Here is a 26,002-nt window from a genome sequence, read left to right as displayed (position 1 = left end):
CCACACCTACGATTACTGCAATCTAACTGTGAGGTTTTGAGCAAGTTTGCCAATTGATAGTGTTGACCAGGTTAATTAGACTCCCGACATGGACATGCTTATCATTTTCAAACTTTACCTTCTTTCCGGACTGGCTTTTTTTGCCATCGCTTTCGCTATATTCTCGCGTAACCTCAACAACAGCCAAATTCTGATTGCCAAAGTACTGCCGGTTTTCGCCCTGTTCGGGCTTGTTCATGCTGCGCATCTCTGGTCTGAACTCTATTTCGATCTCTATCAGCATGAATTCGCTTTGACCCGGCAGCTGGAAACATTCCTCGTGCTAAAATTGGGGCTGTCATTTATCCCTCTGGCTTACTTCGCCTGGCGCATGCTGGCACTGACAAGCTGGAATGAGGCTCTGCTGCGCCGGATTAAACGTGTTATCTGGCTGCTGACATTGATTTTGCTCAGCCACTTGTACTGGTTATACAGCCAATTCAGCTATCCGGTGTTTGTGCACTATGCCAGTAACTATCTGTATTGGACCTTGGGGGTCGGATTCAGCATTCTGGCCGGCTGCGCGCTCTTTTCTTATGCACGTCGTATTAACAGCAACGGCTACGGCTCAGCACTGCCGTTTCAGGCACTGGGGTTATCGCTGATAAGCTACGCGCTGTGTGCCAGCCTGCTCGGTGAGGGGCCTGAACCTTTGTGGGTGCATCTGCTGCGTCTGGTTTGTGCGTATGCCGTGATGCTCAGCCTCTGGCATACATTGCGTGTTTTTGACCGCGAGCACGATCAGCAGTTGCAGGCAAACCTGCAGTTGTCTCTGCAAGATGCCAAACTGCGCGAACTTGGTGAACTGACCTCGGCGATTGCCCACGAGATCAAAACCCCGCTCAGCAGTGCATTGATGAGCTGTGATTTACTCGAGCGCCAACTAAACGATAATGCCAATCACAAGCGCCAGATTGACCGCATCCGCTTCGGCTTGAACCGGGCTGCGGAAATCAGCCAGGAGGTACTCAACTATGCACACCACAGACCAATCCAGCGTCAGCCTGTGAACCTGTCACAGGTTATTGAGCAGGCGTTAACGCTCAATCAGTACCGGTTGGAAGAGTTCGATGTGCTGGTTGACGTTGACCATCAGCTGGGCATTTCCGGTGATGCCGGATTGCTGGAAGAAGTGTTCAGCAACCTGATTGGTAACAGCGTCGATGCCAGTCATGACACCAAGGTACTGCGGATCCGCGCCATTCAGAATCAACAATACGCCATCATCACCTTCACTGACTGTGGTGGCGGTATGCCGGATGCCCTGTTACACAAGGCGACCCAACCGTTTTTTACCACGAAACCCAAAGGTGAAGGAACCGGCATGGGCCTGGCACTGTGCAAACAAATAATTATGCAACACAACGGCGAACTGCTGCTCTATAACCACGATAACGGCCTGACAGTGGAAGTTCGCATTCCGAGGAATATTTGATGACGTTAAAACTGTTACTGGCAGAAGACGATCCGCAACTGCGTGAAGTCCTACTCGAAGCGCTGGCACTGGAATCGTTTGATGTGACCGCATGTACTAATGCCGAAGATGCCCTGGATGCCGCGGCCAGAGAAAACCGTTTGATCTTGCCCTGTTTGATGTCGTGATGGGTGGCATGACAGGTATTGATGCGCTGACAACCCTGCGCCGCCTGCAACCTAACATCGGCATTGTGATCACCACGGCTTTTGCTACCGTCGATCTGGCGGTTGATGCGATGAAAAAAGGCGCGGATGAGTTTCTCACCAAGCCGTTTAATCTGACCACCTTGTCGGTCACCCTGAAGCGGGTGCATGCGGAGCGCAGCCCGAAAGCCCAGATTGAAGAACGTCATCATGACCAGATTTTCAGCGCCCTGTCCAATCCGATTCGGCGCACCGTAGTGAAGCAGCTCAAATTGCACCGCAAAGTCAAATTCATGGATTTGTGTCGCATGGTGGGAGTCGAAGATCACACCAAATTTAACTTTCACTTACGCCAGCTGGTCAACAGCGGCCTGGTAGTTAAAGAAGAACAGCGGGTCTACTCTCTGACCGCGCAAGGCCAGCAAATATACGCCAGCTTGCTGCAGTAAGTTTATTACCTTCGCAGCTCTCTGCTTGCCTTCACTGTTCTCCGTTTGCTTTTGCTGCAGTCTGGCAGCATGCCGTACTCACATGTAACGCGGCGCGGACAGCACAGGTCACACAAGTTCACTAGCCCGTATTGGCAAGGTGAAACCCTGCGCCCTATCCTTTAAATGGAGCTTGTTTCTAGCCAGAAAGGGGGTGACCTATGTTTTCCGTTAACCGTCATGGAGAAAACCGCCTCGATATTCAAATCAGCGGCACTCTTGATAAAGAAGGCATGACTTTCGCATTGGATCAGTTGCTGACCCAGGGTGAAGGCATGGAAAATGGCGTGATGCTGTACGATGTCATCGATTATCATCTGCCCACACTGGATGCCATTTGGGTTGAGCTGAAACAGATGCCTGAATTAATTGCCCTGATGCGAAGCTTCAATAAGGCAGCCATTCTGTCCGATAAACAGTGGATCAAAACCGCCAGTGAACTGGAGGGCAAACTGATGCCCCATATAGAAATCAAGGCATTTGACCGCAGCGAAAAAGCGCAGGCTGAAGCCTGGCTAAATAGCTGAGCAGAACTGGCGAAGGCGCTGATTCGATTAAGTGGCCGGGCTAGCCCGGCCACTGACGCTGCTAATCCGCATTTTTTGACCACTCTTTCACTCTCCCGCATTCTTTTACTCTCCTGCCAGGCATAACCATTGACGACAATTTTTGTTATCAATATCATCTTTAAAACAAATGGTTGCATATCAATTATTTGCATTTGTGCTAAGGTGAAAGTCTGTCTATTCATGCAATTTGAGCTAAAAATATTAAAAAGAGGCACTAATGAAATTTAGCAGTTGGTTACTTCCTGCGGTCACAATCTTTGGCCTAAACGCGGCGGCGTTTGCACAAGACGATAACAATACTGACAAAAAACAGGATATCGGCAATGTCTACCTTAGCGCCGACCTGGCATTTTTTAACGATACAGAATTGGAAAGCGGTGATTCAAAAATCAAAGAAAGCGGTGACTTTGGCGATTTTGGATACAACCTCGCCGCCGGATACGAATTTAACACTCATCGCGATGTAAAATTGGGCGTAGAAATTGAGTACCGCCATTTTGGCACAGTTCAATATGCTGATTTAGTCGATGCCGACGGCGATGCTGTTTTTGTGAACATCAAGCCTCGTTTCATTAAACATTACAAGCAAGTAGATGCTTATGTTAGTCTGATTGGCGGCATAGGGCATCTTGACTTTGAATTAGAAAACACATCAACCGGATCTTCTGCGTCAGCGTCTAAGGGCGGCTTCCAGTACGGTGCAGAGATCGGCGTCGCTTTTCGCAACAATATCAGTCTGCATGCCGGATATCGTGTCGCTCAAGCACAAGATGTGGAAGACATAGATGTCACAGTGTCGACTGGCTACATTGGTGTAGGTTACCAGTTTTAATCTAAAGAGCAGCCCTGTCGGCGACCAAGGTCTGTTTCTACCAACATCTAAAATCTTCGCAGGCCGCTATTGTCAGGAGAGCGTATGTACACAGGAAACATTGACGAGCTGTTGGGGTGCGAGCTGCCCATTATTCAGGCGCCGATGGCTGGTGTGCAAGACAGCGAACTGGCAATCGCGGTGTGTCAGGCCGGGGGCTTGGGCTCCCTGCCCTGCGCGATGCTGAGTGCCGACACCATGGTGGAGGAAATTAAACACATTCAGCGTTCAACGGATAAACCGTTTAATCTCAACTTTTTCTGCCACTCCATGCCTGCCTTCGATGCTGGCAGGCAACAACGCTGGCAAACAGCTCTGAGCCCTTATTTTCAGCAACTGGACTTACCGCTACCGAAACAAGAAAGCGGAGCCAGCCGGATGCCCTTCAGCCACGATATCGCCGATGCCATCGAGCCGTTTCAACCCCGGGTATACTGAGTTTTCACTTCGGCCTGCCGGAGCCGGATCTGCTCAAACGAATCCAGAATTGGGACTGTACAATTCTTGCCTCCGCAACCACATTGCAAGAGGCGCGCTGGCTTGAAGCACGAGGTGTTGATGCGATTATTGCTCAGGGCGTCGAAGCCGGAGGACATCGCGGTATGTTCCTGAGTCAGGACACCAGCACCCAAATCAGTACCACGGCACTGGTACCACAAATCGCCCAGCAAGTACGGGTCCCCGTCATTGCTGCCGGCGGCATCGCTGACAGCCGTGGCATTCGGGCAGCAATGATGCTGGGTGCCAGCGCGGTTCAGCTCGGTACAGCTTACCTGCTGTGCACAGAGGCAAAAACATCAGCGCTGCATCGCGCTGCCATTAAAAGTGAGCGCTCACAACATACCGCCCTGACCAACCTGTTTTCCGGTCGCCCGGCGCGCGGCATCGTCAATCGGTTAATGAGTGAACAAGGTTACCTCAGTGACTCGGTGGCTGATTTCCCGTATGCCGCCAGCGAAGTCACTGCATTGCGTAAACTGGCAGAAAGCCGGGGCCTTGATGATTTTTCTCCGCTGTGGTGCGGACAAAACCCATCCGGCTGCGTTGAAATTTCTGCGGCGGAGCTGACCCTGCTGCTGGCATGTGAAAGCGGAATGATCGATTGTCAATGCCAGTATGATGAGCCCTACCCGCACTGACTTCAAACCCATTCTCACTCTGATATCTGGTGTTTTCATCACCAGATATCGCTGTGAAAAAGAGTCACACTTGTATCCTTAACCGTTAACGTTACTGAATATCAAACAGGTGTCTTCGAAATTGAACTTGCGTAAAGAATAACCTGGTTTCTTCATCAATGGCGCTGAATGATGTCATCAATTATGACCTAAATTTAAACACCACCGAGAGTGATCGTTAACACTCACTAAAATAGTGATGCAAATGTATTAAATATAGTAGGAATAAAAACCAAAAAGACCTTTCTACCTGATAAGAAACTCTCTCCATAATCAGTTAATTTATCAGACAAAAAATTCAGACTCCGCACCATAACCACCTTCACACAGCAGTTATAGCGATAAATATGAAATTTATCATTTCATTTTTGCTGCAGAGATTCATTTGTCTTTGCAAAAATAAAACGATAAAGTAAACGCAAGGTTATAAATTAATGCAAACACGGGTGATCTTAGCATCATTTGTGATTTTCAATTTATAGGGTGTTGGTTTATTAACCCAAATAAAAGCTAATTCTGATTTATATTAATCACCACTCTGAATGACTTTATTCAGAGTGGATCTTTATATTTAAATAATAGCAAAATAAATTATTATAAATATTAAACCCATATTGAATTCAATGTATCCCCAAGCTAGTTGGAGTTGCAGCAACACCGCTACCGCTTCAGGCAGACAGGGGATATATAAGTAAATAACATGACTCAAATATATCAGGGCTGAATAATTTATCCTTCAGCCCTGAAAAATATCGCGAAATAACAAATTTTGACGTTAGTTACTGACGAAAATTCGCGCATTGCGCGGTTGAATCGGACGATTATTTTTACCCATCATACCCGTCAGGACTGCCTGTTGTTGCTCCGACAATGCTTTAGGCTGCTGCATAACAAACCAACGTACACCTTCACTGCAAGGTGGTGTCGTAAGAGAAAACCGTTGAAACGGTAGTAATGAGTGGTCTCCGGCAACAGCGTGTCAACGGCAAACGGATGAGTCAGACCGATCGTGTGACCCTTATCTGGCAGAGATTCCGTCAATTGCTTCAGAGAGGTATTCTCTGAGCCCATATCGAACATAACTGCAACTACGGCCAGATTACCCTGCTCATCCGCATTCACAAAGTGCGCTTCCAGCGGGTATTGATGAGCCTTAATCAGGTTTTCCGACGGGGTATGGAAATGAAACTGCTTGAGGGTGAAAGTTTTACCATCAACTTGCAGCTGATTATTACCTTCTACAGTCGCTTGTAAGGTGTGGCCATTGTTAGTCAGAGCGGTCACCTGACCCTGATAACTAACATTCAACGCTGAAAGATTAGCGGGTACGGCTCCTTCAATATCGACCGGACTTTGATTTTGTCCCTTCGCACAGGTTTCTGAAACACCGCCCCAATGAGCCGGGCCATGACTCCCCTCATATCCCCATTCCGATGCCACCGCTCCGGCACTGTAAAAAGCACACACAGACATTGCCAGCAAAAGCTTGTTCATTGTATCTCCTTGGTTTTTCTGTTGCCCTGAGGCGTTAAATACGTTGTAAGTTGTCAACACGTTGCAATAAACCCAATGATAAACAGCGAGCTATCGGTCAAAGCGATTCACTACTGGTAATCCATCGATGCGCAGTAAGTTATCAACACCTGCCGGTATCGGATTTGATTTAAAACAACGGGTTGTCAATTTCGTCAGACAGTAAAAACCCTTTTTATCCTGTGTGAATGCTGAAATATAAGATTGAAGCGGAGAGTTGGAAGGACCATCGCACTCATCTTACTGGCAATATGAGTACGGCCGGTAAAACTGGAAGCTAAATCGCGTCATATGCGATACACAGTTTCTGGGCTGCTACTAACGAAAAACCCGCTCAGTTTGCGGTAAACGAAACTGAGCGGGTTTAAGCAGTCAGACAATGACGTTAGCAGAAGGTGAACGCTTAAGCAGAAAGTGATAACTTAATCAGATCTTTCCTTAATCGCTGATATGAGTCTGGTTATCGGCAATGGTTTGCGTCAGGCGCTCAAACGTCATGGTCAGACGCTCGCACATCCCTTCCACAATTTCGTACTGGCCCGGCAACAGCGGATAAAAACGTAACTGCGTCAACAAGTCATTACACGCCTTGTTAAATTGCGAGGAGAACTGCCCTCTTGAGCACTGCATGAAGGCCTCAGCCAACGCATTCTGCCAGTTCTCCAGCCCTTGCTGCAGGTCATCATCCACCACGCTGCCGACCATACGCCGCAGACGTACCGACACGTGTCCGAGGTTCAGGCCGGTCAAAGCCAGTTTCGGTAATATCACGAGTACGGGTCGCCATGCTTTTATCGTACGTCGCAATCCGCAACAAACGATCGCCCATGCGGGCATTAAACCAGTGTTCAGGCGACGGGTGGTTCATGATCTCGCTCAGATCCTGCTTGGTAGCACGCAACAGGCGATATTGCATCAGCTGCAGACCAGGCCCGGTGATCATCTTGAACATCCAGTACAACACCGTCACCCCGACAAAAATCGACAGCGCGTTACTCAGGGTGTAATCGACTGAGAATGCCCGGCTCATATCATTACTCGGGCTGATCAAAATCGTGAACGGGATACAAAATCCCAGGCCATATGGCAAGGTCGCCCGGTTGGCCAATGCCATCAGGCCAAAGAAATACGGGCCGGCCAGCACCATGACCAGTATTTCGTAGTCTCCGCTGCTCTGAGCCAGCAGATTGAGGCCGTAAAACACCGCAACCGGCACGGCAATCATGACCCCGACCAGCAGACGCTGCAGAACAATCATCAGAATCGTCATTGGCAGACGTGCCAGCATAATCGAGAAAATAACCGGCAGAATCATCATCATCAGCACGGCTGTTGAGCCCGTGCCAATCCACAAGCCAGCCCCTGCCAGAAACACCAGCATGGTTCGCCCGCCGGTCACCAGCCCCACCAGTGGATCCTTGTAGCTTTTCTGGGTCGGCGCGTTGAGTCGCACAGGCTCAGCGCTGATCAGCGCATTGTAACCTTTCAGAATCATCACCAAATCGGCGCTGAGTTCGAGCGACACTTTCATCAGCCGCGATTGCAGCGGTGTCAAATCACATGCCTGATTACTGTACACCAACTGGCGGCGGCGCAAAGATTGCGCTTGTTTGTAACATTCGTTGTAGTCGTTGGTCTCTTCCATACGTTTGAATGAGTCACGCATGTCAGCAAGCATTTCTGTCAGATATTCGCCGATTAAATCAGGGTGGTTACGCTGCAGGCGGCCGAAAATCTGAATCATAGCCAGCAGAGACAAGGTTTTGTTGGATATCTGGCTGGCGGCGCGGCTTTGACCCGGCCCCTCCGGGCCCTCGTAGACTACCGCACTCTGGTCATCACTCATGGCCGCAATCGACTCAAGAATGGTATCGACATGCTGATGACGGCCTTCGTGAGAACCGTTCGGGTCCAGTTCCAGATTCAGGTAACTCAGGGTCTGGTTAATCACATGACGGGCGTGGGTGCGCAGCCCGTCTTTAACCTGCATCGGAAAGACCAGTTTACTGACCAGAGCGGCACAAATCGCACCTACAATAATTTCACTGACCCGGGCCTGGGCGACTGCAAAGATGGTCTGGCTGCTGGCGGTGGCCGGAGACACCATCACCAACAACACGATCAGACAAGCCGTGATACCTGCCATCGCAAACAGATAAATAAAGTTGGTACGACGCACCATAGCGCCCATGCCTGAGTTGATCCCCAGCCACAGCGCCAGACAACCGATCGCCAGTTCAGGATAAGGCATAAACCATTGCAGGATCGTAATCCCGACAATCCCCCCGACCAGGGTACCGACAATCTGGCAGATACCTTTTTCAATCACCAGGCCACTTTCCGGACGGATCTGCAGAAACACCGCCGAGACCAGTGCCCAGTAAGGACGATCCAGATTAAGAAACATGGCGATATAGAGGGAGAGCGCCATCGCGACCACCCCTTTTATCGCAAATATCACCGACTGTTTGTTCGGCATCAGTAAGGCGTTAAGCAGCACACCCATGACGATCACTCAGCCTCTTGCAGATAGATCGACACTGTCATACCGGCACTGATATTGACGTTTTCATCCAGCGGATCGAGCTTGATATCGACCGGAATACGCTGCGCCAAACGAACCCAGTTAAATGTTTGCTGCACCTGAGGCAATAACTGACCATTACTGTTGGTGTTGGTGTCCGCGATTGCTTTACCAATGCTAACCACCTTACCGGTTAACGGCTTACCACCACTCATCAGGGTGATTTTGGCCGACTGGCCGACTTTAATCATCGGCAGCTTGGTTTCTTCAAAATACCCGGTGACGTAGAAAGAGTCTTTTTTCACCAGCGACAGGACTGAACTGCCCTGACTGACGTAGTTGCCTTCACGTAAATTAAGATTAATCAGCGTACCATCCGCCGGGGCATGAATCTGAGTACGATCGAGGTTAATTTGCGCGGTATTGAGCTGTGCTTTGGCGATATCCAGGCTTGCTTTTGCCAGTTTCGGTATTAATACGAGCGCTTTCGACGGTCTCTTCGCTGATCAGGTTTTTACTCGTCAGTTGCTGACGACGTACATAGCGGTGACGTTCCAGATCGAGCGCGTATTGTTTGTTTTCCACTTCCGCTTCCAGCTCTTTGATCTTGGCGGCATAGCGGGTGGGATCGACACTGAAGATGAGCTCCCCTTTTGATACCTGCTGGTTATCCTGCACATTGAGGGTATCAACCCAGCCAGACACGTCCGGAGCTATGGTGATCACTTGGGCGCGGATTCGGCCATCACGGGTCCAGGGTGAGTAGAGATAATGATCCCATACCCAGTGACCGGCAATCACGGCAATGATAACCACCGCCAGAGTGAGACAAATACGCAATACTTTTCCCATATTCAACATTAACTCCCGAAAAAATGAATAATAATCGCCAGATAACAGACAAACAGCCCGACTTCAAACCAAGCTACTTTCCACAGTTTTTGATACACGCCAGTCTTGTGCAGCACTAGCCTGGACACACAGGAGAGCGCAAAGGCCATAGGTGCAAACATCACCAACGGGCTGAACAGCAAGCCTCCCAGCGCTAATTCTTCAAACATAACGAAATCATCTCAGTAGGTTAGATTAATAGTATATACCCAAGTCATGACAATATGCCGAATTGGTGGCACTCCGCCGGCAGGCAGATCACACCGGCTGAATACACCGGCCTCAGTTGCAATCAACCATCGCTTTCGCGGCCCGGAGGGACGCAGTGACAGCACAGGCTGCGGGATCGGCGATCCCGCCAGGTAACCACCGTTTGGTGCCAGCATCAAAAACAGAGAACGAAATGGGATAAACAAACGAAGACAGCTTATTCTTAATAAATTGTTACTTCTTTATGACTTATTACTTCTTAATGAATTGATACTAATTGCACCATTGTGCATATTTAGCCGCCAGCCATCAAGCACCTGTCAGGACGCAGACTATTAACTTTAAAGAACAAATGATTGTGTAGAGCGTCAGAATAAGGCCTGTAAGGAAAGGATATCGCCCGCTTAAACAACGAGCTGATACCCGGCGGATACGGGATTGCTTAACCCCGTTGTGAAGTGACGACCCACGCGTGATACAGGCCTGAAACGGAGCGACTAGTGAGACAGATGGGTATATTCGATAATGACCTGGTTACCATCGACCTGGACGCGTTGAATTTCACCGTCGACAGTAATACGATTTTGCAAACGCACTAAATGCTCACCGGAGGTAAACTTACTTTTTAATGTCGGCAGCACATTGTAAGGCTCAACATGCAAATGCTGGCAGAAGGTGGTTACAAAAGACATGGTCAGCGGAGCGTTACCGCGTAATAGGTTAGAAAATTCCACCTGACTGACACCCAGTCGTTTTGCCATTTCCATCTGGGTTAAATGCATTTTTGCTTTTTGGGACATCCAAATATCGTACAGAGCATGACGATCTTCTGGGCCAAATTCCATCATATTTCCTCGCTTGAACTCAATGCGATAAAAATGACAAAAACAGTTAATCACAATGTCAATCGAAAGTGAGTTTCTGTCCAGAGTTTGCCCCGCAAGCCTCTGTTTGCGAGCCAGATCGCCCTAATTGTCAGCTCTTTGTCACCAAAATAACCTGATGGCGACGATGTGTTCAAAGCCGGTACGCACACCGAAACCGGAACATACAAAAAGTCATGCTCACAAATGTAACACCCGCAGACGTAACGCCCACAAAAAGCTATACCCCAAAAAGCTATGCCCCAAAAGTAATGCCCGCAAATCGCGGGCATTGAGAACATCGTCATTTCAACAGAGAGAATCAGGAGAACAGACTGGCAAACAAACGCTTAATCCAGTCCATAGCCTGGCTGAACCAACTGCCTTTTTGCACGCTTTCAAGTGCAACCAAAGGTGATTCTCCCACACTGCGGCCATCGACCTGATACACCACTTTGCCCACAACCTGCCCTTGTTCGATGGGAGCCTCTAACTCGTTATCCATTTCAATCAGGCCGCTGAGCTGCGCCAGCTCGCCTTTCATGACCGTAATGTATGTGGTTTGCGGCACACCGACCGCTACAGTGCTTTTCTCTCCCATCCAGATAGGCGCCTGTTCAAGCGCTTCACCTTGTTGATGAGGAGCCACGGTTTCAAAAAAACGAAAACCATAACTCAACAACTGTTTGCTGTCCGACTCCCGTCCTTTCTGACTGCCCGAGCCCATGACTGCAGAGATAAGGCGCATGTTACCGTTGGTGGCCGACGTCACCAGGCTGTAGCCCGCACCACTGGTATAACCGGTTTTCATCCCATCCACGTTCATACTACGGTCATGCAACAGACCATTACGGTTATACTGCGTGATACCGTTGTAGGTAAAAGACGTTTCGCTATACAGCGGATAAATATCCGGCAAATCACGGATAATCGCCTGAGCCAGCTTAGCAATATCATACGGCGTGGTGTAGAGACCATCGCTGTCCAGCCCGTGCGGGTTGGTAAAGGCGGTATTATTCAGGCCCAGTCGCTGCGCCCATGAGTTCATCAAATCAACAAAGCCGCTTTCCGACCCTGCCACATGTTCCGCAATCGCTACACTGGCATCATTGCCGGACTGGACAATCAAACCGCGGTAGAGATCCATCATGTTGACGCTGGTCCCGACCTCAATAAACATTTTGGAAGAATCGGGGAAGTTTTTGGCCCAGGCATGTTCGCTGATGGTGACATTATCATTGGCGGAAATTTTTCCGCTTTTCATCTCCTGACCAGCGACATAAGACGTCATCAGCTTGGTCAAACTAGCCGGGTTCATTTTTTGATTGCCATTGTGCTCAACCAGGACTTGCCCGGTGTGATAATCCATCAGCACATACCCTTTGGCAGACAATTGCGGCGGATTGGGAATCACGATCGGCTCGGCCGTCGCCCATGCAGAAAATAAGCTCATACCGGTCGCAGAAATGGCGACCATCCATCCAGTTGTTTTCATAACCCGCATCCAGAACCATTAATATTGATTAACGTTGTAGTACTGCCAGCCACCTGAGAATCAGGTTATCGGGCTTTTGATTGTGGTGCTGACAACATGATGACCCGCACCACAACCAGAAATGTTTGCGCCAATACGATGACTCGCTACGCCTGTAAAATCAGTACAGCGTACGTCCATCGGGGCCGGGCATTGAGGTGTTTATTGTACCCGAGTCACCCGCTAAGGCAGTGTTCTTTACTTAGCCTTACGCAGCTGTAAATGATCGTTACAATCCACCTGAAACTGTGTGAAATCATGCGCCAAAGCGGGCTAAAATTCAGGCTATGGCACAGAAAGTGTGCTTTGGATAACAAAAAACCGAGCCTGGTGAGGCTCGGTTTGCGATTATTTCCCGGCAAATGGTTACAAACTATAATCTGTCCGCAAAAGTATCAGGTATGGACGAATAAAACGTCACAGCACCTTGGCCAGGAACTGCTTAAGACGCGGATGCTGAGGGTCATCAAACACCGCTTTTGGTTGGTCGTCCACCAGCAGCTTACCCTCTTCCATAAACAGAACACGATCCGCCACTTCACGGGCAAAGCCCATTTCGTGGGTCACGATCACCATGGTCATGCCTTCTTTCGCCAGGCCTTTAATCACATCCAGCACTTCACCCACCATTTCCGGGTCCAGTGCCGATGTCGGCTCATCGAACAACATCAGGTCAGGCTTCATCGCTAACGCGCGGGCAATCGCCACACGCTGCTGCTGACCACCGGACAGATGCGACGGGTAGTTGTTCATGCGATCTTCCAGACCCACCCGCTTAAGCAGATGTTTGGAATCCACCATGACATCGCTGTTCTGGCGCTTGGCCACTTTAAGCGGTGCCAGCATCACATTTTGTAATGCCGTCATGTGCGGAAACAAATTGAAGCTCTGGAACACCATGCCGACGTTTCTGACGCAGTACGTTGATATCCGTCGACTTCGCATACATATCAAACCCATCCACTATGATGGTGCCGGAAGAAATCTCTTCCAGCTGATTGAGTGTGCGTAAGAAGGTCGATTTACCAGAGCCGGACGGACCAATGATCGCGACCACTTCACCTCGTTTTACCGTGGCGGAGACTGACTTAAGTGCGTGGCATCCGTTCGGATAATATTTGTCGACTTCGCTGGCGTAGACCATATCTTCGCCGTTGTATTCACTAGTCACTGGCCGATAACCTCTTCTCTAAACGTTGGATAGCCCACGACAGGGTCCCGGTGACCACCAGGTAAAGTGCCGCTACCGTAAACCAGACTTCAAATGGCGCAAAACTGCCGCTGACCACTTCACGTCCGGCCTTGGTCAGGTCGGTGATGGAAATCACTGAAACCAGTGAAGAGTCTTTGATCAGGTTGATAAACTGACCAGCAAGTGGCGGCAGAGTGCGCTTCAATGCCTGAGGCAAAATGACATAACGCATCGCTTTCGGATAGGTCATGCCCAGTGAACGGGCCGCTTCCATCTGTCCACTTGGGATAGCCTGAATACCGGCACGCACAATCTCTGCAACGTAAGCCCCGGTAAATACCGACAACGCCACCACACCGGCAGTAAAGCGCTCGAAATCAAGCACTGTGCCGATAAAGAAGTAAACAATGAAAATTTGTACCAGTAACGGCGTGCCGCGGATTAATTCCACATAGGTAATGGCAAGATTGCGCACCGTAAGGTTTTTAGACACCCGCATCAGGCCGAATATCAGCCCGAGAATCACGGCGAATATCAATGAAATAAACGAAATTTCTATCGTGACCCACAACCCGGTCGCAATCGGGCCGAATTGCCACTCGTTGAGTTTGGCAACGGTATCGCCCTGGAAGATAAGGTCGCCCTCACCCACCATCAGTTGAGTGTAATCGGTGATAACCTGTGGCGAAGCCTGGTTATCGAATTCTATGACTAACTGGCCGTCTTTGATGCTTGCGGTGCCATCACCGGTTGCACGAATCTCCTGCATTTCGGTATTGATGACGTATGGCCACAAGCGATCCCAGTGCCAGTTGTAATTAATGCTGCGCCCGGAAAAATACACCGCGCTGACCAGCATTAGCATGATCAGACCATAAATAAGATGTCCGACCCAATTTGAGGATTTTGACTGCATCACTCAGATTCTCTTTATTCTTGGAATGAACCGGGCAGTCGTGCTGCCCGGCTTTGGCAATTTAAGTGACTAGGTTTACTGTACGTCACTCAGCCAGCTGTCACTCTTGAACCACTTATCGTAGATACGATCATAGGTACCGTCGCCCTGAATCTGGCGCAGGTAGTTGTTCAGGAAGTTCAGGAAGTTCGGGTCATCCTGACGGATTGCCCAACCCAGTGGCTCATAGGTAAACGGTTTTTCCAGGTGCACCACTTTGCCCTTGTTCTGCGCACTGTAAATCGCGTTGTAAGGCAAGTCATAAACGAAGGCATCCGCTTTGCCGTTAACAACCTGCAGCACAGCATCCACTTCCGTGTCATACAGATCAAGCTTCGCGTTTGGTACGTATTTCTTCGCCGCTTCAGCACCTGTCGTACCCAGCTTGGTGGCGATGGTGTATTTCGGATCATTCAGATCTTTGTAGCTGGTGACTTTACCTTCCAGTTTTGGCGATAACACCACTGACTGACCGATAACGATGTATGGCGTGGCAAAGTTCACTTTCAGGTTACGTTCCGCTGTTACCGTCATACCCGCCATAATGATGTCACATTTACCGGTTTGCATCGCAGGAATGATGCCATCCCATGCTGTGTTAACCGGAGTAAATTTGACGCCCATCGAACGTGCCATGTACTTGGCAATATCGATATCAAAGCCAATGTAACGACCATCTTTGGTTTTCATTTCGAACGGCATATAACCCGCATCGAAACAGACTTTAAGTTCACCTGTATTTAAAATGTTTTCCAGCGCAGACTCCGCCGCAGAAGCCTGAGAGGCACCTAACAGAGAGCAAGCGAAAAGCAGCCCGGCTGCAGAAGATTTAATGAACTTTTTCATATTATCCCTTATGTAGATCTTGTTATTTTGTCGTTCGTCCTATGACAAAAACGCTGTCTGACGACACAAATGTGACTGACATTAACGTCTTGCAGATAATGCGATATTTTATCGCCGAGTTCCACCAACTTTTCGAATTTATAACCAACAGTATGGTATAAATATGCAACCACTACCTGAGTAAACGCTGCAAGTCCCGAATTAAATCTTCCGCGGCCTCCAGGCCAATCGAAAGTCTCACCACGCCTTGTCCGGCATCGCGACAAAAATCGGCTTTTTGCTGCGGCGTAAACCGGTAAGTTGACGCATCTAAGTCGTCGGTTCTCATTACCACAGCCAGGCTGCGCTGATGACCAATAGAATAAGCGTAGTAAAAAAGCGCTGATTCATGGGCAAAACGCTGCTCGATCAAATCAATGTCATCGACCTGGAATGCAATAATGCCGCCAAAATGATCCATTTGACGTTGCGCCAGACTAAATTGCTGGTGAGAGGCCAATCCGGGGTATAAAACGCGTGCTACACGCGGATGACTTTCCAGCCACTGAGCGATCTGTAACGCGGAATCACACAAGGTTTTCATCCGCGGGTAAAGCGTCTCCATCCCGCGCATAATCAGCCAGGCACTCTGCGCCGACAGTGTCGCGCCCAGATAAACGCCTGCCATCGCTCTGATTGGCGACAACAGCGCTTTGCTGCCCAGGATACAGCCGCCCAGCACATCGCCATGACCATTGATGAATTTGGTCAGCGAGTGGATGACAAAGTCCGCCCCCAGATCCAGTGGACGGGTCACAACCGGGGTAGAAAACGTGCTATCGACACTGAGCAGTACTCCGTGAGATTTCAGACACTGCGCCAGCGCGCCAATATCGGTCAAGCGAAGCAAAGGATTACTCGGGGTCTCAATATGCACTAATTTGGTGTTCTTTTTAAGTGCCTGTTGCACATTATTGGTGCATTCAGTATTCACGACCGACACTTCAATCCCAAATCCGGGCAGCACCTGAGTAGCAAATTCATACACGGCGGCGTAACACATATCACTGACTATCAGGTGATCGCCTGCTTTGAGCACCGAGAGGAACAGACCGGAAGCGGCCGCCATACCGGTAGCGGTAGCCAGGGCTTCTTCTGCATGTTCCAGCACCACCAGCCTTTGTTCTAAAAGGCGTACCGTAGGATTGGTCCACCCGGCATACAGGTAAGGCGCATCCGCAATGTCATCCAGTCCGCAGGCCGAAAATGCACCACTTTCCGGACTGAAACTGTGATTGACTGACATGACGATACTCGGCGCGATCGCCTGATGAACCGGGTCGGCCTGCAACATAGCATGCAACGCCTGAGTCTGCGGAGCATAGGTCTCTGGTTCAGTCTGGTCAGCATCATGATAGTGCATAATTACTCATTTCCTTTTACACGGGCTTAGATCGGTGGTTGGTCACCATTGTCAATTCGATTGGCGAACAAAAATCGGCTATCCTAGCCGCCAAGATGCACAATCGCCGCATTTTTGCGGTCAATGATGCGGCTAAACCGCACAAGGATGACTATGAGTTCCCCACTGGATGCGTTTGATCAGAAAATTCTCGAACTGATGCAGCGTAATTGCCGCCTGGCGGCAGATGTGATTGCCGAGCAGGTTGGTCTGTCCGCCTCAGCGGTACAGCGTCGGATAAAAAAACTGCGTGAAGAAGGGATAATCCAGGCTGAAGTGGCGATTGTCGATCCGGCAGTGACCAGCCATAACATGACGTTTCCTGGCCGGGGTTGAGATTGACCGTGATAACTACGCTGTACTGAGCCGCTTCAAACGCTGGGCGGAAGGACAGAATACTGTGCAGCAAGTGTTCTACGTCACCGGCCATGTCGACCTGATGCTGGTGATCACCGCGCCCGATACCCGGGCTTATGACGCCTTTATCGAGCAGCTGATGCAACTTTATCCGCAGATCAAACGAGTCACCACCAACGTGGTATTGGATACGCCGAAAAAAAGCCTCTACGTACCGGTCTGCGACGAGGATATCAGCGCTTAAGTTCAAGGCTTACATTCAGGGCTTACGTTCAAAGCTTAAGCTCAGCGCGTTGCAGAAGCGACACGGCCACCGAAACGCAGGCGTAAAAAAACCGAGGGCAAGCCTCGGTTTTGATTTGCTGATTACCGTTATTCGTCGTCAGACTTATTGGATGCCCAAACGTAAAGCAGTTCCAGCGCGATAGTTGCGCCAGCCAGTGAGGTCAGGTCACTCTGATCGTATGGCGGAGACACTTCAACCACATCCATACCGACCAGATTAATGCCTTTCAGCGCACGGATGATTTTCAGGATTTTGTCTGAAGTCAGTCCGCCGCATACCGGCGTACCGGTACCCGGTGCGAACGCCGGGTCAAGACAATCGATGTCAAACGTCAGATAAACCGGCTTATCACCGATAATGTGTTTGATCTGACCGACAATTTCATCCACCGCCATGTCGTTGGCCTGCATCGCATTGATCACGTTGAAGCCATGACCTTCCTGCTTGTACTCAGTACGAATACCGATCTGCACTGAATGACGAGGAGAAATCAATCCTTCCTTCGGCGCATGGTAGAACATGGTGCCGTGATCATAGGCGCTGCCATTGGCATAGGTGTCGGTATGGGCGTCGAAGTGAATCAGCGCCATCTCACCATGATGCTTGGCATAGGCACGCAGAATCGGCAGCGTGATAAAGTGATCACCACCCAGCGCCAGCATGGTTTTACCGCTCTTGAGGATCTCATTGGTGGCCGCTTCCAGACGATAAGTAAAGTCTTCTGCATCGCCGCAATCAAACACCAAATCACCGGCATCAACCACGTTGATGCGCTTGAACAGGTTGAAATCCCACGGGAACTTCTTGCCTTCCCACGCCAGGTTAACCGAAGCGCGACGAATCGCATCCGGCCCCATGCGCGCACCGGGACGGCCTGACGTTGCCATATCCAACGGTACACCCAGCACGACGACATCGGCGTCTGTTTCCAGCGGATCACGCTGGTACGGACGACGCACAAAAGTCATCGCGTTGGAGTAGAGTGAATAATCAGTTTTAGTAAACAAATCATTCATTTAAAAATCCTCTAGATAAGTATAACCATTCAGGCCCTGTTCCAGTTCGGCCAGAACGGTTTCTTGTTCCTGCTCCGCCACTCGCTGACTTACCAGCTGGCGATAATTGGTGCGAATTGCATCCACATCAATATGTACGTAACGCATCATGTCTTCGACCGTATCCCCCTCATTGACGAAGGTAATGTCTGACTCGCCTTGGTCGGTAATGTTCACCACCACACTGTGGGTATCACCAAACAGGTTATGCATGTCGCCCAGGATCTCCTGGTACGCACCCACCAGGAAGAAGCCCATCAGGTAAGGCTGATCTTTGTTCCAGGCCGGTACCGGCAGAGTGGTTTCAATCCCCTGACCTTCTACGTACTGCTCCACAGCGCCGTCCGAGTCACAGGTGATATCCAGCATCACCGCGCGGCGATCAGCCATGTTTTCCAGACCTGACAGCGGCAGGACCGGAAACACCTGGTCGATACCCCATGCATCCGGCAGCGACTGGAACAGCGAGAAGTTGACGAAGAACTTATCGGCCAGTCGGTTCTGCAGCTCATCCAGGATTGGACGATGGAAACGGTTTTTGGTGCTCATCTTCTGACGCAGTTCATGATAGATACGCAGTGACAGCTGCTCCACCCAAGCCCGGTGCTGCAAATTGATCACGCCGGTTGCAAACAGGCTGTGCGCTTCGGACAAATCACTTTGTGTATCGTTAAACAGCTCAATCAGAGCACGGGCATCACTGCCTTCGCTCAGGTTTTCCCAACTGCGCCACATGTTTTGCAGCAGAATCGGGGCGTCCTCTTCCGGCGCTTCAATCGCTTCAGGCTGGTACGACTCTGCACCAATCACGTTAGTAATCAGCACCGCGTGATGCGCCGTTACTGAACGACCGGATTCCGAGATAATAGTCGGCATCGGCTGGTTGTACAAAGTACACACGTCACCAACTGTGTTAACGATGTTACGGGCGTACTCCAGCAAACCGTAGTTCATCGAGTTCGATGACTGACTGCGGGTACCATCGTAATCCACCGCCAAACCGCCACCCACATCGAAGTACTGGATCTGTGCACCCAGCTCACGCAGTTCGCAGTAGAAGCGAGCCGATTCATTCACACCATTACGCACGTCGCGAATATTCGCCATTTGCGAACCAAGGTGGAAATGCACCAACTGTAGCGCGTCCAGCTGCTGTTCCTGTTTCAGGCGTTCAATCACACTCAGCACCTGAGCCGCCGCCAGACCAAACTTAGATTTGTCGCCACCGCTCGACTGCCACTTGCCCGCGCCCTGAGAAGCGAGACGAATACGCAGACCCAGGCGTGGTTTCACACCCAGACTTTTAGCCTCTTTCAGAACCAGATCCAGCTCAGACAGCTTCTCCAGCACGATGAACACTTTGTGACCCAGTTTTTCACCGATCAGTGCCAAACGCATGTACTCACGGTCTTTGTAACCGTTACATACAATCACCGAACTGGCTTGCTGTGCCATAGCCAACACCGCCAGAAGCTCCGGCTTACTGCCCGCTTCCAGACCGAGCTGCTTGGTCTCCAGCTCTGCCTGGCTGGCAAGGATTTCATCAACCACTTCTTTTTGCTGGTTCACTTTAATCGGGTAAACCAGCAGATATTTGTTCGGGTAATCGTACTCTTCAATCGCCTGGTTAAACGCGTCACAAATGTTGTGAACACGCTGATGCAGGATTTGCGGAAAACGCACCAATACCGGCAAATTCAAATTACGCGCTTCTAGTTGCTTTACAATAGAACTCAACTGAGTGGGATGAGCTCCGTCTTTACGGGGTGAAACATACACTTCGCCATGGTCGTCAATGCCAAAAAAACCCTGGCTCCAGTAATGAACGTTGTAATCAGCTCGAACGCTGTCTAATTTGGATTGTTGCTCCACATCAAGTCTCACAATATCAAGAGAATTTGTCTGTGGCTTTGCGATAAAGCCACACCCGACACCCTAAATGTCACGCGCTTTATCAGGGAAAACACCCCAGGTGTCTAATGATAATAATTTGTCGTCAGGACAAGCTTTGGTTATAGCGCATAACTTTGCAAATTAATGAGTAATCAACAAATTTGCCCGGTGCCCTATCAAAGAATAGAACAAGTTGAAGCCTTGTCAGACGAGAGTGGAAAAGAAAAGCGCGCCCTGAGAGCGCGCTACGTTAATGCATAAAGTAAATCTGACTATTATTCAATCACTTGTATATATTTATTCTGCTTGAGTTGCTTTGACTAACGCATCAAACTTTTTATTGCCATACAGGGACTCAAAGTCTGCTTCATCGGCAATCAGTTCACGCAGTGAAGGGGTGGTTTCCAGCGCGCGGGTCATGTCTTCCATCGCTTGCTCCTCTGCCCCCAGGCGCGCATAGGCACAGGCACGCTGGTACAGGGCCGGGCCATTGTTTTCGTCCAGTTCAAGCACCCGGTTACACAAGCTCATGGCCCAGTGGTACTCTTTGATCTCCATCGCTGCATCGGCTTTATAGGTTAATGCTTCCAAATCACCAGGACGGATTTTAAGAATTTCGTCGTACACTTCGATACGCTGGTCAGCGGTCTGCGCGTTTCTGCGCCCGCAACCACAAGTTATGAATTTCATTGATGATTTCGATTTCGCGGTTGTTTTCTGACAGCATCCGGGTTTTACGTTTTAAATCCCGCTCCAGCGCCACGAACTTCTTCTCATATTCCATGGCAATTTTATTAAGACGCTTATCCGCCATCTCACGGGTGTTGTGCTTTACTTCCCGTAACGACTGCCAGCCGACTAACGCCACCAGCGATGCAACCCCGGCGATGATATAGAAGAAATAGGTCACAGTAACATTGGCGTAGTTCATCGATTTATCCGCCACCGTCAGCTCACGATCGGTAATTTGAGTGATCACCCTGCGCTCGAGATCCTGCTGGTCCTGACGTAAAGATTTCAATTCATCAAGAATATAACGCTCCATCAGCGGCCGATCCAGCAATGCCGATTCTGAGTAAACCGGCGCCTGTTGCTCTGCTGTGGCAGGAGTGTCCTGCGCGGCTTCCTCGGCCTCTTCCGCTGAGACTCCGAAAGTGAATAACATAGCCAAACAGCTGATTATTAGCCAAATTTTATGCACGTGGCGCTCCTTAAATGATGCATTTCCTGTCAGAGGAAAGCAGATTGAATGCTGTGATTGGTCGGTGTGTTGCCCGATTATTCTACTAATACAAAACATTCTAACTCAAATTAACTGTAAGTTTTTTGAAAATTTAATTTTTCTTATAAATCATAACTATAAGTAAAGATTGCAACACACCACACCCCTTAACAACTTGATAACTGCTAATTTAATGTTTAGTGTACTATACATATTTACAATTTATCGTCGCTTACTTTTGACGACAACAAAGGATGTAAATGATGTCAACCATGCTAGAAGTTAACAACCTCTATAAGGTGTTTGGAGAGACACCGCAAGAGGCATTCGCCCTGATCGAGAAGGGGCTCAACAAAGATGATATTTTCGAGCAAACCGGCCTTACCGTAGGGGTTAAGGACGTGTCTCTTTCGATCAATGAGGGGGAAATCTTTGTCATTATGGGGTTGTCCGGATCCGGTAAATCGACCCTGGTCCGCTTGCTGAACCGCCTGATTGAACCCACCCGTGGCAGCGTATTGCTCAAGGGTAAAGATATTGCCCAAATCTCAGATAACGAACTGAGAAAAGTTCGGCGTCAAAACATTTCCATGGTGTTTCAGAATTTCGCGCTCATGCCACACATGACAGTGATTGAAAATGCCGCTTTCGGACTGGAGCTGGCCGGCGTAGAGGAAACCCAGCGTCATGAATCAGCCAGGGCTGCGTTGGAACGCGTCGGGCTTGAAGCGTATTGCGATTCATATCCCGACGAACTCTCCGGCGGGATGAAGCAACGAGTGGGTCTGGCACGAGCACTGACCAATGATCCGGACATCCTGCTGATGGACGAAGCCTTTTCCGCTCTCGACCCGTTAATTCGAACCGAAATGCAGGACGAACTGATTCGTCTGCAAAACGACGATAAACGTACCATTGTCTTTATTTCCCACGACCTGGACGAAGCAATGCGCATCGGTGACCGCATCGCCATCATGCAAGATGGGGTTGTGGTCCAGGTCGGAACACCGGACGAAATCCTGCATCATCCGGCCAATGACTATGTCAGTTTCTTTCTTCCGTGGCGTCAATGTCGCCAGCGTCTTCTGCGCCAAAGACATCGCGCGCAAAAAACCGGCTGCGATGTTCAAAAAACACGATAACGATGGCCCCGCCGCGGCGATGCAACTGTTGATGGACAACGATCGTGAATACGGCATCGTGGTTGATCGCAGCAATAAGTACACCGGAATCGTGTCCCTCGATTCACTTAAAGCCGCCAAACGTGAGCAGCGCTCTCTCAGCAGCGCCCTGCTGGATGACACCGTCACTATTGCTCCGGACGTCTCTGTGGGCGATCTGATTAGTCAGGTCGCCGAAGTGCCTTACTCGGTACCGGTCGTCGATGCCCAGGGGCATTACTACGGTGTGATCACCAAAAGCCGCTTACTGCAAACTTTAGATAGGGAATAATCATGACGACGGAAACGACAACTTCGGCTGCACAAGCCGCCGATCCCTGGGGCGCCGCGAATCAGGCTGCCTCATCAAACAGCGATCCCTGGGCAGGCAACGCCACTTCTTCAGGGGCCGACTGGCTCAATACCGCCACGCCCGATGCCCCGCCTTTTGACTGGCTGCATCCGTTCAGAGACGCGATTCTGCCCTTTGACAGCTGGGTTGAAACCGCGCTTGACTGGCTGGTGACTCACGGACGCCCGGTATTTCAGGCTATTCGCATTCCAATCGACTTAATACTTACGTCATTTCAAACCGCATTGGTATCAACCCCGGCTCCTATCATGCTGCTGATTCTGTTTCTGATCACCTGGCAACTGGCCGGTTCAAGAATGGGCATCGCAACATTTTGCTCATTACTGGTGGTCGGCCTGATCGGCGCCTGGGATGAAGCCATGGTCACGCTGGCCCTGGTGATGACGTCGGTGTTCTTCTGCCTGCTGATCGGACTGCCGCTCGGCATCTGGCTGGCGCGCAGTGAGACCGCAGGCAAAATTATCCGGCCGGTGCTGGACGCAATGCAGACCACGCCCGCCTTCGTCTATCTGGTGCCAATCGTGATGCTGTTTGGTATCGGTAATGTGCCGGGCGTCGTGGTGACTATCATCTTCGCCCTGCCGCCTATCGTACGTCTGACTATCCTTGGTATCCAGCAGGTACCTGAGGAACTGATTGAGGCCGGTCACGCTTTTGGTGCCAGTCCGAAGCAGATGTTGTATCGCATCCAGTTACCGCTGGCGATGCCAACCATCATGGCAGGCGTCAACCAGACGCTGATGCTGTCGCTGTCCATGGTTGTTATCGCATCCATGATTGCGGTTGGCGGTTTAGGTCAGATGGTGCTGCGTGGTATTGGCCGTCTCGACATGGGCTTAGCCGCGGTCGGTGGTCTGGGTATCGTCATACTGGCGATTCTTCTCGACCGGATCACCCAAACCATAGGCTCCAACAGCCGTGACAAGAAAACCCATTGGTACCAGAAAGGCCCGGCCTCACTGGTATACCACCTGAAACAGAAACTGATTCACACAGAAGGTAAAAACACTCTAGGAGAACAGAAATGAAGTTAGCATGGAAGACAATACTCACCACAGGATTTGTGGCCGGTACAACACTCGCAGCCCCGGCATTTGCCAAGCTGCCTGGTGACGGAATTACAGTGCAACCTGTTCAGTCGACAGTGGCTGAAGAAACGTTCCAGACGCTGATCGTTAATAAAGCAATGGAAGCGCTAGGTTACACCGTACTGCCAACCAAAGAAGTGGATTACAACGTCGGTTACACCTCGATCAGCGAAGGCGATGCCACCTATCTGGCCGTCAACTGGGCGCCACTGCACAAAGACAAATATCAGGCTGCGGGCGGTGACGCTAAATTTTATCGTAAAGGCGAGTATATCTCCGGTGCTGCACAGGGTTATCTGATTGATAAAAAAACCGCGGAGAAATACAACATCACCAATATTGAGCAGCTCAAAGATCCGAAAATCGCCAAACTGTTTGACGCCAACGATGACGGCAAAGCGGATTTGACCGGTTGTACACCAGGCTGGGGCTGTGAAGGTGTGATAGAACATCAGATGGATGCCTTTGGCCTGCGTGACACTGTCACTCACAATCAGGGTAACTATGCCGCAATCATCGCTGACACCATCTCGCGCTATAAAAAAGGCGATTCAATCTTTTACTACACCTGGACTCCGTATTGGGTAAGTGGTGTGCTGGTTCCGGGTAAAGATGTGGTGTGGCTGGAAGTACCTTTCTCTGCTCTGCCTGGCGATCGCAGTGACGTAGATACCACACTGCCGAATGGCAAAAATTACGGCTTCCAGATGAACTCGATGAAAATCGTCGCCAACAAGCAGTTTGCTGACAATAACCCGGCCGCAGCGAAACTGTTCGAAGTGATGAAACTCAACATCAATGATGTCAGTGCTGAAAACATGATGATGAGTCAGGGCCATAATTCCGAGCAGGACATTGAAGCGCATGCCGATGGCTGGATTAAAGCGCACCAAAAACTGTTTAACTCATGGATTGATAGCGCCAAACAGGCCGCGATGTAATCACCACCAAACCAAGGTTAAGTGATAACCACCGGCAGGCTCATCAAGCGCAAAACCATAGGGCGAGATTAGCCTGCCTGGTGATGAATAACAGGCGCTCATCACTAATCACGTAGTTCAGTGCTGAGCGGGCATTTCAGTAACAAGCATATATTCCCTACTAAACAGAGAGTTTCTTACTAAACAGCAGTTTTTATTGAACAGGCAGGTTTTATTAAACAGACAGGTTTTATTGAGCATACAGTTCGCACCAAACCGATATTACGTGCCAAATAACAATTCAGTACCTAACTATTATAATGATAACGACAAGTCAGGCAGTTTTCTCCCAGAGCAATAGGACAGAGAACGCCAATAAGACTTGATGGAGGATAACTTGGATATCCACGAGGAAGTATTAGTCGCGATACGACAAATCATACGCGCTATTGATCTGCACTCCAAAAAGCTCAATAAAGACTTTGGGCTGACCAGCCCGCAACTGCTGCTGATGAGAGCAATCAAGGCCGAACCGAGCATGACCATACGTCAGTTGTCCGGTGCGACCAACATGAGCCAGGCAACGGCCACCAGCATTCTGGATCGACTGGAAAAACGTGAATTGGTGAAACGGGAACGCGATACAACCGATAAACGTAAGGTTCACGCCCATCTCACACCGGAAGGGGAAAAGATTCTTTCAGCCGCGCCGCAAATGCTGCAGGATGACTTTGTGCGTCAGTTTCGCGCTTTGGACAAATGGGAGCAAACCCTGATTCTCTCTTCGCTGCAGCGTTTAGCGCGAATGATGAATGCGCCGGAAATCGCTCCCGACGCTTTATTACTCACCATAGAGAATGAAGGTTCCGAGCCCCTCGAACTCCCGTAAAGTTC

20 protein-coding genes and 6 pseudogenes are annotated in these 26,002 nt (G+C 49.9%); 11 read left to right on the top strand and 15 right to left on the bottom strand.

Annotated elements, in window-relative coordinates; translation table 11 throughout:
• Positions 1–88 precede the first annotated feature (88 nt).
• The 5 genes and pseudogenes from ABDK09_00670 to ABDK09_00650 all read left to right on the top strand — a co-directional run bounded on the left by ABDK09_00670 (position 89) and on the right by ABDK09_00650 (position 4,726).
• Positions 89–1,474: a HAMP domain-containing sensor histidine kinase gene (locus ABDK09_00670; GenBank protein ID XAW87994.1), complete on the top strand. Its 1,386-nt coding sequence runs from the start codon at positions 89–91 to the stop codon at positions 1,472–1,474.
• Positions 1,474–2,108 (top strand): annotated as a pseudogene (locus tag ABDK09_00665) (response regulator). The gene ABDK09_00670 and the pseudogene ABDK09_00665 overlap by 1 nt, the downstream one beginning before the upstream one ends.
• Before the next feature lie 200 nt (positions 2,109–2,308).
• Positions 2,309–2,674 carry an STAS/SEC14 domain-containing protein gene (locus ABDK09_00660; GenBank protein XAW87993.1) on the top strand — a complete coding sequence of 122 codons (366 nt, stop codon included), beginning with the start codon at positions 2,309–2,311 and terminating at the stop codon, positions 2,672–2,674.
• Between the two features lie 259 nt (positions 2,675–2,933).
• Positions 2,934–3,548, top strand: coding sequence for an outer membrane beta-barrel protein (locus tag ABDK09_00655; GenBank protein XAW87992.1), 615 nt, complete (start codon positions 2,934–2,936; stop codon positions 3,546–3,548).
• Positions 3,549–3,632: 84 nt separating this feature from the next.
• Positions 3,633–4,726, top strand: a pseudogene (locus ABDK09_00650) (nitronate monooxygenase).
• An 814-nt stretch (positions 4,727–5,540) separates the two neighbouring features.
• Here the strand turns inward: ABDK09_00650 and ABDK09_00645 are convergent.
• The 12 genes and pseudogenes from ABDK09_00645 to ABDK09_00590 form a co-directional block, all read right to left on the bottom strand.
• Positions 5,541–6,259 (bottom strand): annotated as a pseudogene (locus tag ABDK09_00645) (carbonic anhydrase family protein).
• A 477-nt stretch (positions 6,260–6,736) separates the two neighbouring features.
• Positions 6,737–7,024, bottom strand: coding sequence for a hypothetical protein (locus ABDK09_00640; GenBank protein XAW87991.1), 288 nt, complete (start codon positions 7,022–7,024; stop codon positions 6,737–6,739).
• A complete protein-coding gene (locus ABDK09_00635) occupies positions 6,981–8,804 on the bottom strand; it encodes an FUSC family protein (protein ID XAW88497.1) in 1,824 nt (607 codons plus the stop codon). Before ABDK09_00635 ends, ABDK09_00640 begins: the two co-directional genes overlap by 44 nt.
• Positions 8,805–8,809: 5 nt before the next feature.
• Positions 8,810–9,214 carry an HlyD family efflux transporter periplasmic adaptor subunit gene (locus ABDK09_00630; protein ID XAW88496.1) on the bottom strand — a complete coding sequence of 135 codons (405 nt, stop codon included), beginning with the start codon at positions 9,212–9,214 and terminating at the stop codon, positions 8,810–8,812.
• 16 nt (positions 9,215–9,230) lie between these two features.
• A complete protein-coding gene (locus ABDK09_00625) occupies positions 9,231–9,674 on the bottom strand; it encodes a biotin/lipoyl-binding protein (protein ID XAW87990.1) in 444 nt (147 codons plus the stop codon).
• A gap of 8 nt (positions 9,675–9,682) precedes the next feature.
• Complete coding sequence (locus tag ABDK09_00620) at positions 9,683–9,883, bottom strand: DUF1656 domain-containing protein (protein XAW87989.1); 201 nt, start codon at positions 9,881–9,883, stop codon at positions 9,683–9,685.
• 537 nt (positions 9,884–10,420) lie between these two features.
• On the bottom strand, positions 10,421–10,768 hold the full coding sequence (locus tag ABDK09_00615; GenBank protein ID XAW88495.1) for a helix-turn-helix transcriptional regulator: 348 nt from the start codon (positions 10,766–10,768) through the stop codon (positions 10,421–10,423).
• Between the two features lie 340 nt (positions 10,769–11,108).
• The gene (locus ABDK09_00610) at positions 11,109–12,281 is read right to left on the bottom strand and encodes a D-alanyl-D-alanine carboxypeptidase family protein (GenBank protein XAW87988.1); all 1,173 of its coding nucleotides are present in this window, start codon (positions 12,279–12,281) and stop codon (positions 11,109–11,111) included.
• Positions 12,282–12,737: 456 nt separating this feature from the next.
• Positions 12,738–13,491: pseudogene (locus ABDK09_00605) on the bottom strand (amino acid ABC transporter ATP-binding protein).
• On the bottom strand, positions 13,484–14,428 hold the full coding sequence (locus ABDK09_00600) for an amino acid ABC transporter permease (protein ID XAW88494.1): 945 nt from the start codon (positions 14,426–14,428) through the stop codon (positions 13,484–13,486). The pseudogene ABDK09_00605 and the gene ABDK09_00600 overlap by 8 nt, the downstream one beginning before the upstream one ends.
• Before the next feature lie 75 nt (positions 14,429–14,503).
• Positions 14,504–15,313 (bottom strand): transporter substrate-binding domain-containing protein, encoded by an 810-nt coding sequence (locus ABDK09_00595; GenBank protein ID XAW87987.1) that lies wholly within the window; start codon positions 15,311–15,313, stop codon positions 14,504–14,506.
• Positions 15,314–15,485: 172 nt separating this feature from the next.
• Entirely contained in the window at positions 15,486–16,715 is a 1,230-nt protein-coding gene (locus ABDK09_00590; protein XAW87986.1) for an aminotransferase class V-fold PLP-dependent enzyme, read from the bottom strand.
• Between the two features lie 153 nt (positions 16,716–16,868).
• Here ABDK09_00590 and ABDK09_00585 point away from each other — a divergent pair, with 153 nt between their 5' ends.
• Complete coding sequence (locus tag ABDK09_00585) at positions 16,869–17,090, top strand: AsnC family transcriptional regulator (GenBank protein ID XAW87985.1); 222 nt, start codon at positions 16,869–16,871, stop codon at positions 17,088–17,090.
• Positions 17,077–17,355, top strand: coding sequence for an Lrp/AsnC ligand binding domain-containing protein (locus tag ABDK09_00580; protein ID XAW88493.1), 279 nt, complete (start codon positions 17,077–17,079; stop codon positions 17,353–17,355). Before ABDK09_00585 ends, ABDK09_00580 begins: the two co-directional genes overlap by 14 nt.
• Before the next feature lie 128 nt (positions 17,356–17,483).
• Here ABDK09_00580 and speB read toward each other — a convergent pair whose 3' ends face one another.
• The 3 genes and pseudogenes from speB to ABDK09_00565 all read right to left on the bottom strand — a co-directional run bounded on the left by speB (position 17,484) and on the right by ABDK09_00565 (position 21,405).
• Positions 17,484–18,413 (bottom strand): agmatinase, encoded by a 930-nt coding sequence (speB, locus tag ABDK09_00575; protein XAW87984.1) that lies wholly within the window; start codon positions 18,411–18,413, stop codon positions 17,484–17,486.
• Positions 18,414–20,324 (bottom strand): arginine decarboxylase, encoded by a 1,911-nt coding sequence (gene speA / locus ABDK09_00570; protein ID XAW87983.1) that lies wholly within the window; start codon positions 20,322–20,324, stop codon positions 18,414–18,416.
• A gap of 318 nt (positions 20,325–20,642) precedes the next feature.
• A pseudogene (locus ABDK09_00565) lies at positions 20,643–21,405 on the bottom strand (hypothetical protein).
• A gap of 425 nt (positions 21,406–21,830) precedes the next feature.
• Between ABDK09_00565 and proV the strand changes: the two are divergent.
• From proV to ABDK09_00545, 4 genes and pseudogenes are all read left to right on the top strand, one after another.
• Positions 21,831–23,019: pseudogene (proV, locus tag ABDK09_00560) on the top strand (glycine betaine/L-proline ABC transporter ATP-binding protein ProV).
• Positions 23,020–23,021: 2 nt separating this feature from the next.
• Positions 23,022–24,128: a glycine betaine/L-proline ABC transporter permease ProW gene (gene proW / locus ABDK09_00555; GenBank protein XAW87982.1), complete on the top strand. Its 1,107-nt coding sequence runs from the start codon at positions 23,022–23,024 to the stop codon at positions 24,126–24,128.
• On the top strand, positions 24,125–25,129 hold the full coding sequence (gene proX / locus ABDK09_00550; protein XAW87981.1) for a glycine betaine/L-proline ABC transporter substrate-binding protein ProX: 1,005 nt from the start codon (positions 24,125–24,127) through the stop codon (positions 25,127–25,129). Before proW ends, proX begins: the two co-directional genes overlap by 4 nt.
• A gap of 376 nt (positions 25,130–25,505) precedes the next feature.
• A complete protein-coding gene (locus tag ABDK09_00545; protein ID XAW87980.1) occupies positions 25,506–25,997 on the top strand; it encodes a MarR family transcriptional regulator in 492 nt (163 codons plus the stop codon).
• Positions 25,998–26,002 lie beyond the last annotated feature (5 nt).

Origin of the sequence: Vibrio sp. CDRSL-10 TSBA (assembly GCA_039696685.1) — a bacterium.
Classification (GTDB): Bacteria; Pseudomonadota; Gammaproteobacteria; order Enterobacterales; family Vibrionaceae; genus Vibrio.
The sequence above is the reverse complement of the archived record's forward strand: the minus strand, read 5'-3'. Positions and strand labels throughout refer to the sequence as shown.